Origin of the sequence: Streptomyces monashensis (assembly GCF_001866665.1) — a bacterium.
Classification (GTDB): Bacteria; Actinomycetota; Actinomycetes; order Streptomycetales; family Streptomycetaceae; genus Streptomyces; species Streptomyces monashensis.
Map to the genome: position 1 here is coordinate 132,484 of NZ_MLYO01000011.1, position 12,602 is coordinate 145,085.

General features: G+C 71.6%; 14 protein-coding genes. 7 read left to right on the forward strand and 7 right to left on the reverse strand.

Features of this window, described 5'->3' with window-relative positions; all coding sequences use genetic code 11:
• Positions 1 to 135: 135 nt before the first annotated feature.
• Genes galT through galK form a run of 3 tightly spaced genes read left to right on the forward strand, consistent with a single transcriptional unit; the run spans position 136 to position 3,343 of the window.
• Positions 136 to 1,221 carry a galactose-1-phosphate uridylyltransferase gene (gene galT / locus BIV23_RS04180; RefSeq protein ID WP_071379353.1) on the forward strand — a complete coding sequence of 362 codons (1,086 nt, stop codon included), beginning with the start codon at positions 136 to 138 and terminating at the stop codon, positions 1,219 to 1,221.
• Positions 1,218 to 2,183: a UDP-glucose 4-epimerase GalE gene (gene galE, locus BIV23_RS04185; protein ID WP_071379354.1), complete on the forward strand. Its 966-nt coding sequence runs from the start codon at positions 1,218 to 1,220 to the stop codon at positions 2,181 to 2,183. The genes galT and galE overlap by 4 nt, the downstream gene beginning before the upstream one ends.
• Before the next feature lie 5 nt (positions 2,184 to 2,188).
• A complete protein-coding gene (galK, locus tag BIV23_RS04190; RefSeq protein WP_071379467.1) occupies positions 2,189 to 3,343 on the forward strand; it encodes a galactokinase in 1,155 nt (384 codons plus the stop codon).
• A gap of 33 nt (positions 3,344 to 3,376) precedes the next feature.
• On the opposite strand, the gene BIV23_RS04195 is transcribed toward galK, so the two are convergent.
• From BIV23_RS04195 to BIV23_RS04205, 3 genes are read right to left on the reverse strand one after another with little or no spacing between them, the layout of a single operon-like run.
• On the reverse strand, positions 3,377 to 3,691 hold the full coding sequence (locus BIV23_RS04195) for a hypothetical protein (protein WP_071379355.1): 315 nt from the start codon (positions 3,689 to 3,691) through the stop codon (positions 3,377 to 3,379).
• Positions 3,688 to 3,978, reverse strand: a complete 291-nt coding sequence (locus BIV23_RS04200; RefSeq protein WP_071379468.1) for a hypothetical protein — start codon at positions 3,976 to 3,978, stop codon at positions 3,688 to 3,690. The genes BIV23_RS04195 and BIV23_RS04200 overlap by 4 nt, the downstream gene beginning before the upstream one ends.
• A 31-nt stretch (positions 3,979 to 4,009) precedes the next feature.
• Positions 4,010 to 4,459 (reverse strand): GNAT family N-acetyltransferase, encoded by a 450-nt coding sequence (locus BIV23_RS04205; RefSeq protein WP_071379469.1) that lies wholly within the window; start codon positions 4,457 to 4,459, stop codon positions 4,010 to 4,012.
• Positions 4,460 to 4,775: 316 nt separating this feature from the next.
• Here BIV23_RS04205 and BIV23_RS04210 point away from each other — a divergent pair, with 316 nt between their 5' ends.
• Positions 4,776 to 5,543, forward strand: coding sequence for a LuxR C-terminal-related transcriptional regulator (locus BIV23_RS04210; RefSeq protein ID WP_071379356.1), 768 nt, complete (start codon positions 4,776 to 4,778; stop codon positions 5,541 to 5,543).
• On the opposite strand, the gene BIV23_RS04215 is transcribed toward BIV23_RS04210, so the two are convergent.
• Positions 5,502 to 5,999 (reverse strand): MarR family winged helix-turn-helix transcriptional regulator, encoded by a 498-nt coding sequence (locus BIV23_RS04215; RefSeq protein WP_071379357.1) that lies wholly within the window; start codon positions 5,997 to 5,999, stop codon positions 5,502 to 5,504. The two genes, BIV23_RS04210 and BIV23_RS04215, sit on opposite strands and share 42 nt — an antisense overlap.
• 88 nt (positions 6,000 to 6,087) lie before the next feature.
• On the opposite strand from BIV23_RS04215, the gene BIV23_RS04220 reads away from it, so the two are divergent.
• Entirely contained in the window at positions 6,088 to 6,900 is an 813-nt protein-coding gene (locus BIV23_RS04220; RefSeq protein WP_071379358.1) for a trans-aconitate 2-methyltransferase, read from the forward strand.
• A 2-nt stretch (positions 6,901 to 6,902) separates the two neighbouring features.
• On the forward strand, positions 6,903 to 7,262 hold the full coding sequence (locus BIV23_RS04225; RefSeq protein ID WP_071379359.1) for a VOC family protein: 360 nt from the start codon (positions 6,903 to 6,905) through the stop codon (positions 7,260 to 7,262).
• Between the two features lie 10 nt (positions 7,263 to 7,272).
• Here the strand turns inward: BIV23_RS04225 and BIV23_RS04230 are convergent, their stop codons facing one another.
• Both BIV23_RS04230 and BIV23_RS04235 read right to left on the reverse strand, forming a co-directional pair.
• Positions 7,273 to 7,950, reverse strand: a complete 678-nt coding sequence (locus BIV23_RS04230) for a TetR/AcrR family transcriptional regulator (RefSeq protein ID WP_071379360.1) — start codon at positions 7,948 to 7,950, stop codon at positions 7,273 to 7,275.
• Complete coding sequence (locus BIV23_RS04235) at positions 7,947 to 8,954, reverse strand: acyl-CoA desaturase (RefSeq protein WP_071379361.1); 1,008 nt, start codon at positions 8,952 to 8,954, stop codon at positions 7,947 to 7,949. Before BIV23_RS04235 ends, BIV23_RS04230 begins: the two co-directional genes overlap by 4 nt.
• A 297-nt stretch (positions 8,955 to 9,251) precedes the next feature.
• Between BIV23_RS04235 and ppc the strand changes: the two genes are divergently transcribed.
• Complete coding sequence (ppc, locus tag BIV23_RS04240; RefSeq protein WP_071379362.1) at positions 9,252 to 11,984, forward strand: phosphoenolpyruvate carboxylase; 2,733 nt, start codon at positions 9,252 to 9,254, stop codon at positions 11,982 to 11,984.
• 81 nt (positions 11,985 to 12,065) lie between these two features.
• Here the strand turns inward: ppc and BIV23_RS04245 are convergent, their stop codons facing one another.
• The gene (locus BIV23_RS04245; RefSeq protein WP_177239704.1) at positions 12,066 to 12,572 is read right to left on the reverse strand and encodes a hypothetical protein; all 507 of its coding nucleotides are present in this window, start codon (positions 12,570 to 12,572) and stop codon (positions 12,066 to 12,068) included.
• Positions 12,573 to 12,602 lie beyond the last annotated feature (30 nt).

Consider the following 12,602-nt stretch of genomic DNA (forward strand, 5'->3'; position numbering starts at 1 on the left):
TTAGTAATTGAACACTTCTGTTGGTGTTCTTTGTTTGATTGTGATGATCCTGGGGGTGGTGGGTTGTGGTCTGTTATGTTTGATTGTGTTGAGTGATTGGGTGCGGGATGCAGTGGGACGCAGAGGAGTCCGGCGTTGAAGAAGACCTCGACACGGCTGGCCGACGGTCGTGAGCTGATCTATTACGACCTCAGGGACGACACCGTCCGCGACGCCGTCGACCGCCGTCCCCTGGACCGTACGGTCACCACGTCCGAGATCCGCCGGGACGCCCTGCTCGGCGACGCGGTGGCCATCGCCTCGCACCGCCAGGGCCGCACGTACCACCCGCCGGCCGACGAGTGCCCGCTGTGCCCGACGCGGGGCGAGCGGCTCAGCGAGATCCCGGACTCGTCGTACGACGTCGTCGTCTTCGAGAACCGCTTTCCCTCGCTCGCCGGTGACTCCGGGCGCTGCGAGGTCGTCTGCTTCACCTCCGACCACGACGCCTCCTTCGCCGACCTCACCGAGGACCACGCCCGCCTGGTGCTGGACGCCTGGACGGACCGCACCTCGGAGCTGTCCCACCTGCCCGCCGTCGAGCAGGTCTTCTGCTTCGAGAACCGGGGCGAGGAGATCGGCGTGACCCTGGGCCACCCGCACGGGCAGATCTACGCCTACCCCTTCACCACCCCGCGCACCGCGCTGATGCTCCGCTCGCTCGCCGCCCACAAGGAGGCGACCGGCGGGGAGAACCTGTTCGACGCGGTCGTCGGGCGGGAGCTCGCCGGTGAGCGGGTCGTCCTGGAGAGTGAACACTGGATCGCCTTCGTGCCGTACGCGGCGCACTGGCCCTACGAGGTGCACCTGTACCCCAAGCGTCGCGTGCCCGACCTGCTCGCGCTCGACGAGGCGGCACGCACAGAGTTCCCCCAGGTCTATCTGGAACTCTTGAGGCGCTTCGACCGGATCTTCGACGGGCGGGACGGAGGGGAGGACTCCGCGGCTGAGCCGCGTACGCCGTACATCATGGCCTGGCACCAGGCCCCGTTCGGCGCGCTGGAGGAGTTCGACGGTGTCACGCGCGACGACTTCGCGCTCCACCTCGAGCTCTTCACCGTCCGCCGCACTTCCGGCAAGCTGAAGTTTCTCGCGGGTTCCGAGTCCGGCATGAGTGTGTTCATCAACGACGTGCCGCCGGAGCGCGCGGCCGAGCGACTGCGAGAGGTAGCGAGTTCATGAAGTACCTGGTGACGGGCGGAGCGGGTTATGTCGGCAGCGTGGTCGCCCAGCACCTGCTGGAGGCCGGCCACGAGGTGACGGTCCTCGACAACCTCTCGACCGGGTTCCGCGAGGGCGTCCCGGCCGGGGCCGCCTTCATCGAGGGCGACGTCCGCGACGCCGCCAAGTGGCTCGACCCCTCCTACGACGGCGTCCTCCACTTCGCCGCGTTCTCGCAGGTCGGCGAGTCGGTGGTGAAGCCGGAGAAGTACTGGGACAACAACGTCGCCGGCTCCCTCGCCCTGCTCGGCGCGATGCGCGAGGCGGGCGTGCGCCGCCTGGTCTTCTCCTCCACGGCGGCCACGTACGGCGAGCCGGAGCAGGTCCCGATCCCGGAGACCGCCCCGACGAGGCCGACCAGCGCCTACGGCGCCACCAAGCTCGCCGTCGACCACATGATCACCAGCGAGGCGACCGCCCACGGCCTGGCCGCGGTGTCGCTGCGCTACTTCAACGTGGCGGGCGCGTACGGCGCCTTCGGCGAGCGCCACGACCCCGAGTCGCACCTGATCCCGCTGGTCCTCCAGGTCGCCCAGGGCCGCCGCGAGGCGATCTCGGTCTACGGCGACGACTACCCGACCGGGGACGGCACCTGCGTCCGCGACTACATCCACGTGGCGGACCTGGCCGAGGCCCACCTGCTGGCCGTCGCGGCGGCCCGCCCGGGCGAGCACCTGATCTGCAACCTCGGCAACGGCAACGGCTTCTCGGTCCGCGAGGTCATCGAGACCGTCCGCCGGGTCACCGGCCACCCCGTCCCCGAGGTCGCGGCCCCGCGCCGCGGCGGCGACCCGGCGGTCCTGGTCGCCTCGGCGCACACGGCCCGCGAGAGACTGGGCTGGAACCCGACCCGCGCGGACCTCGCGGGAATCGTCGCGGACGCCTGGGAGTTCGCGCAGCACATCGCCGAGGAGCACGAGTGACACCCGTGGGGGCACAGCAGGCCGTGGAGCGCTTCGCCGAGCTGTACGGCGCCGGGCCCGAGGGGGTGTGGGCGGCGCCGGGCCGGGTCAACCTGATCGGCGAGCACACCGACTACAACGACGGCTTCGTCATGCCGTTCGCGCTGCCGCACCGGGCGACCGCCGCGGTCTCGCGCCGGGACGACGGCGTCCTGCGCCTGCACTCGGCGGACGTCGAGGGCGACGCGGTGGAGCTGCGGCTGGACGCCCTCGCCCCCGGGAGCGACGCGGCCTGGACGGCGTACCCGGCGGGGGTGGTCTGGGCGCTGCGCGAGGCCGGCCACCCGATCACGGGCGCGGACGTCCACCTGTCCTCGACCGTCCCGACGGGCGCCGGCCTGTCCTCCTCGGCGGCGCTGGAGGTGGTGATCGCCCTGGCCCTGAACGACCTCTACGACCTGGGCCTCAAGCGCTGGCAGCTGGCCCGACTGTGCCAGCGCGCCGAGAACGTCTACGTCGGCGCGCCGACCGGCATCATGGACCAGACGGCCTCGGCCTGCTGCGAGGCCGGGCACGCGCTCTTCCTCGACACCCGTGACCTGTCCCAGCAGCAGATTCCCTTCGACCTCGGGGCCGAGGGACTGCGCCTGCTGGTGGTCGACACCCAGGTCAAGCACGCGCACAGCGGCGGCGAGTACGGCAAGCGCCGGGCCGGCTGCGAGAAGGGCGCGGCCCTGCTCGGTGTCGACGCCCTGCGGGACATCCCGTACGCGGAGCTGGACGCGGCGCTGGAGCGGCTGGGCGACGAGGAGGAGGTACGCCGTCTGGTCCGCCACGTGGTGACGGAGGACCAGCGGGTCGAGCGGGTCGTCGGCCTGCTCCGCGCCGGTGAGACCCGCGCGATCGGCCCCGTCCTCACCGAGGGCCACGCCTCCCTGCGTGACGACTTCCGCATCTCCTGCCCGGAGCTGGACCTGGTCGTCGACACGGCGCTCGCGGCCGGCGCCCTGGGCGCCCGTATGACGGGCGGCGGCTTCGGCGGCTCGGCGATCGTCCTGGCGGACGCCACCGAGGTGGACACGCTGGCCAAGACGGTCGAAGAGGCCTTCGCCAGGGCCGGCTTCACGGCTCCGCGGGTCTTCGAGGCGGTGCCGTCGGCGGGGGCGCGGCGGGTGGTCTGAGTTCCGCAGCCCCGGGGTGCGACGGCGCCGGTGTCAGAAGCCGGCGTCGCCGCCCGCGAAGCGGACCGGTGAAACGAGGGCGATACGGATCAGTCCGGGCTCGGGTGGCGGGGCGTCGTAGACGTATGTGACCGTGAGCGCCGGGCGGGTGTCTGTGGCTTCGATGCGTGTCGTGTACAGCTTCATGCCGCCGACCGCGCTGCGAGCCTGCCGGCCGAGGGCCGGGCTCTTCTCCAGTTCGGCGCGGAGGGCTTCGACGGCTCCGAGGGCCCCGTGGCCGATGGCCCGACAGCGCGCGAGGGCCTCATGCGTGATCTCGGCGACGACCGGCTGCTGGTTCTCGGTCAACGGTCGGATCCTCGGGCGGCCCGGATCTCGGCGACAGCCGCGGCCACGGCGGAATCGAAACCGGGATCCTGCCGGGCGATGATCCGGCCGCGGAACTCCTCGACCAGACGGACGACGCCGCTGAGATCGGCCGGGTCGGCGTGGTTGATCTCGCGCGCCAGCTCGGCCTCGAAGTCATCGGCGTCGCCGGGGAAGCCGTAGCCCAGAGTGAGGGCCGCACGGAGTTCACCGATGGTGCGCATGGCAGGGAGACGGGACGAGCCGGAGGCTGCCGGGTCTGCGGTCATGACGGTCAGGACTCCCTTCACGGTGAGGGTTTCACCGTACCGGTAGCTGCTTCGTCAGCGTGTACTCCGTGATCCCCGGCGGATAGTCCGGGATCACGCAGACCACCTCGTAGCCCTGTTTCCGGTAGAAGCGCGGGGCCTGGAAGTCCCAGGTCTCCAGGCGGGCGGAAGTGCAGGCGCGGTCGGTGGCGGCGATCCGTTCCGCCCTGGCCAGCAGGTGCGAACCCAGGCCCGCACCGCGGTGGACCGCGTCGACCCACAGATAGGTCACGTGCAGCCAGGTCGCCCAGGTGTGGCCGACCAGGCCGCCCGCCAGGCCGCCGGTCTCGTCCAACGCCCAGACGTGGAGGGGGACTTCGCGCGCGCCGGGGGTGCCGCGCAGGGCGGCCAGCACCGGGGACGCCGCCGTGTTGGTGTCCCGCAGCCGGGAGCGGAGCAGATCGCGTCGGGCTTTGTCGACTTCCGCCTCAATACGAAACATGCGGCACACGATAAACGCGCCGGACGGCCAGTTCTGTAAATCTCCTTCCGCTGCGTGCTCGCATCCGTACTCTGAGGAGCAGCACCGGTGGGGGCCGGTGTCGATCAGGGGGCGAGACATGCGGGTACGGCGCCCGCGGTGGGGGTAGCAGTCCCGCGACGGCGGCGGCCGTGCGGGGCGTCCTTTCCGCGGGTGTCGTACTCCGTGAGTGTCGTGCCCGACGTGGGCCGGCGTTCGCCGGACTTTGGCCGGTCGGCCGGGTTTTCCCAACCTTGGGTATCCCCTGCTCCGTGCGGAGCCTGGGGAAGGGGGTTTCGTGGTTCGCATCCGAGTCCTGGTCGTGGACGACCACCGCATCTTCGCCGAGTCGCTGGCCGCCGCGCTGGCCGCCGAGCCCGACGTCGAGGTCTCCGCCGCCGGCAGCGGTCCCGCCGCGCTGCGCTGCCTGGAGCGGGCGGCGGGCGAGGGGCGCCGCTTCGACGTCCTGCTGGTCGACGCCGACCTCGGCGGCAACGTGCCCGGCAGCCGCCCGGCCGTGCCCGTGCAGGAGGGCAACGCGGAGGGGCTCGTCGACGGGATCTCGCTGGTGAGCGGGGTCCGGACCGCTCAGCCGGCCGTGCGGATCGTCGTGCTGGCCGAGAAGGACGATCCCCGGCGGGCGGCGCTCGCGCTCCAGGCCGGCGCCTCGGGCTGGGTCGCCAAGGACTGCTCGCTGTCCCGGCTGCTCACCGTGATCCGGGGCGTGCTGCGCGACGAGACCCATCTGCCGCCCGCCCTGCTCACCGGCGTCCTGCGTGAACTCACCGCGGCCCGCCGGCACCGTACCGAGAGCGAGCGGCTGGTGCAGTCCCTCACCCCGCGCGAGCGGGAGGTGCTGCGCTGCATGGTCGCCGGGCTGGGCCGCAAGGCCGTCGCCGAGCGGCTGTTCCTCTCCCCGCACACCGTGCGCACCCATATGCAGAACGTCCTCGGCAAGCTGGGGGTCCACTCCACGCTGGCCGCCGTGGCGCTCGCCCGGCGTGCGGGCGTCGGCCCGGCAGACCTAACCGGGGATGTTGTCGAACGGGGCGGTCAACTGGCGTAGCAGCCCGGCCAGTTCGGCGCGCTGGGTGCGGGACAGCTCGGCGAGGATCGCCCGCTCCTGCTCCAGCAGGCCCGCGAGCGCCTGGTCGGCGCGGTCCCGGCCGGTCTCGGTCAGCCGCACCAGCACACCCCGCCGGTCGCTCGGGTCGGGCAGCCGTTCCACCAGGCCCTTCTGGGCCAGCCGGTCGATCCGGTTGGTCATGGTGCCCGAGGTGACCAGGGTCTGCGTCAGCAGCTGCCCGGGCGAGAGCTGATACGGCGTTCCCGCGCGGCGCAGCGCGGTCAGCACGTCGAACTCCCAGGGCTCCAACTGGTGCTCGGAAAAGGCGAGTCGACGTGCGCGGTCCAGGTGCCGGGCCAGTCTGCTCACCCGGCTGAGCACTTCCAGCGGCTCCACGTCGAGGTCCGGGCGCTCCCGGCGCCACGCTGCGACCAGCCGATCGACCTCGTCCTCCATGCGATCAGTGTAGTGGTTGTGTCGACATGAAGTCTCTTGACTTCAAGTCTCTTGACATCGAGATAAATCGGGGAGGAGAGTAAGGGGCATGACGAACCCCACCTGGGACCCCTGTCAGTACCTGCGCCACGCCGGACATCGGGCCCGCCCCTTCGCGGACCTCCTCGCCCGCGTCCCCGCCCTCCCGACACCGGACCCGCGCATCGCCGACCTCGGCTGCGGCCCCGGCAACGTCACCGTGCAGCTCACCGAGCGCTGGCCGAGCGCGCACGTCACCGGGTACGACAACTCGCCCGCGATGCTCGACGCGGCCCACGCCGACCACGCGGGCCCCACGGCCCAGGGAGGCCTGCTGGACTTCGCCGCCGCCGACGCGCGCACCTGGACGCCCGCGGAGCCGTGCGACCTGATCGTCTCCAACGCCACCCTCCAGTGGGTGCCGGGCCACGCCGACCGCTTCGCCGACTGGATCGGCGCCCTGAAGCCGGGCGGCACCCTCGCCTTCCAGGTACCCGACAACATCGACGCCCCGCTGCACGCCCTGATGCGCGACCTCGCCGCCACGCTCCGCTGGAAGGCACGCCTCGCCGAGGTCCTGCGCCGCACCGACTCCGTGCACACCCCCGTCGCCTACCTCGACCGGCTCGCCCGCCTCGGCTGCGCCACCGACGTGTGGCAGACGACGTACTGCCACGTCCTGCAGGGCGAGGACGCCGTCCTGGACTGGGTGAAGGGCACCGGACTGCGGCCCGCGCTGACCGTGCTCGCCGACGACCCCGAGGCGCGCGACGCGTTCCTCGCCGAGTACCGGGACCTGCTGCGCGAGGCCTACCCGAGCGCGCCGTACGGCACGGTCATGCCGTTCCGCCGGCTGTTCGCCGTCGCCGTGAAGGAGGCCTGAGCATGCTCGTCGCGGTCGATCACGTCCAGCTCGCGGCCCCGCCCGGGTCGGAGGACGCGCTGCGGGCGTACTACGTCGGCGTCCTCGGCATGACGGAGATCCCCAAGCCGCCGGTGCTGGCGGCGCGCGGGGGCTGCTGGTTCGAGGCGGGCTACGTCCAGCTGCACGTCGGTATGGAGCAGGACTTCCGGGCGGCGAAGAAGGCGCATCCGGGGCTCAGGGTCACGCGGATCGAGGAGTACGCCGCCCGCCTCGAATCGCTCGGCGCCCCGGTGACCTGGGACGACAACCTCCCCGGCCATCTGCGCTTCTACTCACAGGACCCGGTGGGCAACCGGCTGGAGTTCCTCCAGCCCCGGTGACCGCCCAGGACTACGCCTTGCGGTGCCCTATCAGCCGCGGCTTCTGCTCCAGTCCGTCCAGGCCGTGCCACGCCAGGTTCACCAGATGGGCCGCGACCTCCGCCTTCTTCGGGCGGCGCACGTCCAGCCACCACTGCCCGGTCAGCGCGACCATGCCGACCAGCGCCTGGGCGTAGAGAGGAGCGAGCTTGGGGTCGAAGCCCCGGCTCTTGAACTCGCGGCCCAGGATGTCCTCCACCTGGGTGGCGATGTCGGAGATCAACGAGGCGAAGGAGCCCGTCGACTGCGGGATGGGGGAGTCGCGGACCAGGATGCGGAAGCCGTCCGTGTACTCCTCGATGTAGTCCAGGAGGGCGAAGGCGGCCTGCTCGCACAGTTCGCGCGGGTGGCCTGCGGTCAGCGAGCCGGTGACCATGTCCAGCAGGCGGCGCATCTCGCGGTCCACCACCACCGCGTACAGCCCCTCCTTGCCGCCGAAGTGCTCGTACACCACCGGCTTGGACACCCCGGCCTTCGCCGCGATCTCCTCCACCGACGTGCCCTCGAAGCCCTTCGCCGCGAAGAGGGTGCGGCCGATCTCCAGCAGCTGCTGGCGGCGCTCGGCGCCGGTCATACGGGTCCGGCGGGTCCGCCGCGGTTTGTCGGTGCTGGAAGTGCTGCTGGAGTCGGTCGCCACGGCCTCCATCATGCCGCCTCGGCGCTCACCTTCCGGCGCCGGGAGCCGTCATCACCGGTGTTACGGCGCGAATCGATACGGGAGCGTGACGGCCAGCGCACGTCGTACGCCCAGCCGAGCAGCTCGAAGATCCGGATGAAGCGGGCCGAGGAGTCGAGCTGGCCGCGCATCACCCCGTGCCGCGCCGAGGTCGGGTCGGCGTGGTGCAGGTTGTGCCAGGACTCCCCGCAGGACAGCACCGCCAGCCACCACACGTTGCCCGAGCGGTCCCGCGACCGGAACGGCCGCTTGCCCACCGCGTGACAGATCGAGTTGATCGACCACGTCACATGGTGGAGCAGCGCCACCCGGACGAGTGAACCCCAGAAGAACCCGGTGAACGCACCCCACCAGGACATCGTGGCCAGACCGCCGATCAGCGCGGGCAGCGCCAGCGACACGGCCGTCCACAGCACGAACTGGCGGGAGATCGCCCGGATCGCCGGGTCCTTGACCAGGTCCGGCGCGTACTTGTCCTGCGGGGTCTGCTCCTCGTCGAACATCCAGGCGATGTGCGCCCACCACAGGCCCTTCATCAGCGCCGGCACCGTCTCCCCGAACCGCCACGGCGAGTGCGGGTCGCCCTCGGCGTCGGAGAACTTGTGATGCCGGCGGTGATCGGCGACCCACCGCACCAGGGGGCCCTCGACGGCCAGCGACCCCATGATCGCCAGCACGATCCTCAGCGGCCGCTTCGCCTTGAACGAACCATGCGTGAAGTACCGGTGGAAACCGATCGTGATGCCGTGGCACCCCAGGAAGTAGAAGAAGACCAGCAGACCCAGGTCGAGCCAGCTCACCCCCCAGCCCCAGGCCAGCGGAACGGCCGCCACCAGTGCCAGGAACGGCACGACGATGAACAGGAGCAGCGTGATCTGCTCGATCGAACGCTTCTGCTCGCCGCCCAGCGTGGCGGAGGGAGCGGCGGTGTCGGTGGCCTTACGGGCTTCGTCGATCACATCGGAACTGGAGGTCATGCGCGTCCCCTGTGGGGTCGAGGGCCGGGGCGGATGCCGGGCGGCCGGAACCGGACGGACTCGACGGTATTCCCTACGGTTCCGTAACCTACGGCGTCGTAAGTATGGCAGCGTGTCACACGGCGGCAAGAGCCCCACAGCCTGCGCGTCCGTAGCGACACCTATCCTTGGTCTCGGTCGGACAGCGCGGTCCGCTGAAGTTTCCTTCCCGGACGCTCCGGCCCGTATGCGGCTCCCCGCCGCATGGCAGACCGCCGGGTTCCCGCCAGACGTTCCACACTGCAAGGAGCCGCACCTGTGAGCAGTGCCGACGACCAGACCACCACGACCGGCAGCGAGCTGCGCGCCGACATCCGCCGCCTGGGTGATCTCCTGGGCGAGACCCTCGTACGGCAGGAGGGACCGGAGCTGCTCGACCTGGTCGAGAAGGTCCGCCGCCTCACCCGCGAGGACGGCGAGGCCGCCGCCGAGCTGCTGCGCGGCACCGAACTGCAGACCGCGGCCAAGCTGGTCCGCGCCTTCTCCACCTACTTCCACCTCGCCAACGTCACCGAGCAGGTGCACCGCGGCCGCGAGCTGCGCGCCCGCCGCGCCGCCGAGGGCGGCCTGCTCGCCCGCACCGCCGACCGGCTCAAGGACGCCGACCCCGAGCACCTGAAGCAGACGGTCCAGCACCTCAACGTGCGCCCGGTCTTCACCGCGCACCCCACCGAGGCCGCCCGCCGCTCCGTCCTCAACAAGCTCCGGCGCATCGCCGCCCTCCTGGACACCCCCGTCCTGGACTCCGACCGCCGCCGCCACGACGTCCGCCTCGCCGAGAACATCGACCTGGTCTGGCAGACCGACGAACTGCGCGTCGTACGGCCGGAACCGGCGGACGAGGCCCGCAACGCCATCTACTACCTCGACGAGCTGCACGCCGAGGCGGTGGGCGACGTCCTGGAGGACCTGACCGCCGAGCTGGAGCGGGTCGGCGTGAAGCTGCCCGACGACACCCGCCCCCTCACCTTCGGCACCTGGATCGGCGGCGACCGCGACGGCAACCCCAACGTCACCCCCCAGGTCACCTGGGACGTCCTCATCCTCCAGCACGAGCACGGCATCAACGACGCCCTGGAGACGATCGACGAACTGCGCGGCCTGCTCTCCAACTCCATCCGCTACGCCGGCGCGACCGAGGAACTGCTGGCCTCCCTCGCAACCGACCTGGAGCGGCTGCCCGAGATCAGCCCCCGCTACAAGCGCCTCAACGCCGAGGAGCCCTACCGGCTCAAGGCCACCTGCATCCGGCAGAAGCTGGAGAACACCAAGGAGCGCCTCGCCAAGGGCACCCCGCACGAGGACGGCCGCGACTACCTCGGCACCGGCGAGCTGCTGAGCGACCTGCGCCTCGTCCAGACCTCGCTGCGCGAGCACCGCGGCGGCCTCTTCGCCGACGGCCGCCTCGGCCGCGTCATCCGCACCCTGGCCGCCTTCGGACTCCAGCTCGCCACCATGGACGTCCGCGAACACGCCGACGCCCACCACCACGCCCTCGGCCAGCTCTTCGACCGGCTCGGCGAGGAGTCCTGGTGCTACGCCGACATGCCCCGCGAGTACCGCGCCAAGCTCCTCGCCAAGGAGCTCAGGTCGAGGAGGCCGCTCGCGCCCACCCCGGCCCCCGTCGACGCGGCCGGCGCCAAGACGCTCGGCGTCTTCGAGACCGTCAAGAAGGCCCTGGCGGTCTTCGGCCCCGAAGTCATCGAGTCGTACATCATCTCCATGTGCCAGGGCGCCGACGACGTCTTCGCCGCCGCCGTCCTCGCCCGCGAGGCCGGCCTGATCGACCTGCACGCGGGCTGGGCCAAGATCGGCATCGTGCCACTGCTGGAGACCACCGACGAACTGCGCGCCGCCGACACCATCCTGGAGGACATGCTCTCCGACCCGTCCTACCGGCGCCTGGTCGCGCTGCGCGGGGACGTCCAGGAGGTCATGCTCGGCTACTCCGACTCCTCCAAGTTCGGCGGCATCACCACCAGCCAGTGGGAGATCCACCGCGCCCAGCGCCGACTGCGCGACGTCGCCCACCGCTACGGCGTGCGCCTGCGCCTCTTCCACGGCCGCGGCGGCACCGTCGGCCGCGGCGGCGGCCCCTCCCACGACGCCATCCTCGCCCAGCCCTGGGGCACCCTGGAGGGCGAGATCAAGGTCACCGAGCAGGGCGAGGTCATCTCCGACAAGTACCTGATCCCCTCCCTCGCCCGGGAGAACCTGGAACTGACCGTCGCGGCCACCCTCCAGGCCTCCGCCCTGCACACGGCACCCCGCCAGTCCGACGAGGCCCTCGCCCGCTGGGACGCCGCCATGGACGTCGTCTCGGACGCCGCCCACAGCGCCTACCGCAGGCTCGTGGAAGACCCGGACCTCCCCGCGTACTTCTTCGCCTCCACCCCCGTCGACCAGCTCGCCGACCTGCACCTCGGCTCACGCCCCTCGCGGCGGCCCGACTCCGGCGCCGGGCTCGACGGCCTGCGCGCCATCCCGTGGGTGTTCGGCTGGACCCAGTCCCGCCAGATCGTCCCCGGCTGGTTCGGCGTCGGCTCCGGCCTGAAGGCCCTGCGCGAGGCGGGCCTCGACACCGTGCTCGACGAGATGCACGAGCAGTGGCACTTCTTCCAGAACTTCATCTCCAACGTCGAGATGACGCTCGCCAAGACCGACCTGCGCATCGCCCAGCACTACGTCGACACCCTCGTCCCCGACGACCTCAAGCACGTCTTCGACACCATCAGGGCCGAACACGAGCTCACCGTCCGCGAGGTCCTGCGGGTGACCGGCGAACGCGAACTCCTCGACGCCCAGCCCGCGTTGCGCCAGACCTTCACCATCCGCGACGCCTACCTGGACCCGATCTCCTACCTCCAGGTCGCCCTGCTCAAGCGCCAGCGCGACGCGGCCGCCGCCGGCACCGAACCCGACCCCACGCTCTCCCGCGCCCTGCTCCTCACCGTCAACGGCGTGGCGGCGGGCCTGCGCAACACCGGCTGACCCGGCGCCCCGAGACAGACGGTGCCCCCGAGGTCGTACGACCCCGGGGGCACCCTCTTCTCCCTCAGCATCTTCCCCAGCTCACTGGATCGCCACGAACGCCGCCGTCAGCAGCCCCGCGCCGCACAGCCCCAGCACCCAGGCCACCCGCGTCAGCCGCATCCCGCCCGCGACCACCACCGAGGCCAGCAGCAGCGCCCCGCCCAGCGGCACCCACGCGTACAGGATCCCTGCCGGCCCCGAGCGCACCGCGTCCGTCGTACCCGGCTTCAGGACCACGTCGTACGTCTGCCCCGCGCGCACCGCCACCGACTCCGGCAACTCCACGCGCGCGCGTGCCCGCGAACCCGACGACGTCGGCGTGAACGGCCCGGCACACGTGCTCCCCGCACAGGAGGCCACCCGCACCGTGCCCGCCTCCCGCCCCCTGGACAGCATCACGTGCTGCGCGGTCCCCCAGGACCCCCACACCCCGGCGAACACGATCAACACGGCGACCGCGCCCATCGCCGCGACCCGCCCGAGGCGCAACGCGGACACGGACACCTGGCGGGCAGTGGTGGCGGTGGCAGGCATGGCCGGGATCATTGGCCATACCCACGCGACAGGTCAACCCGC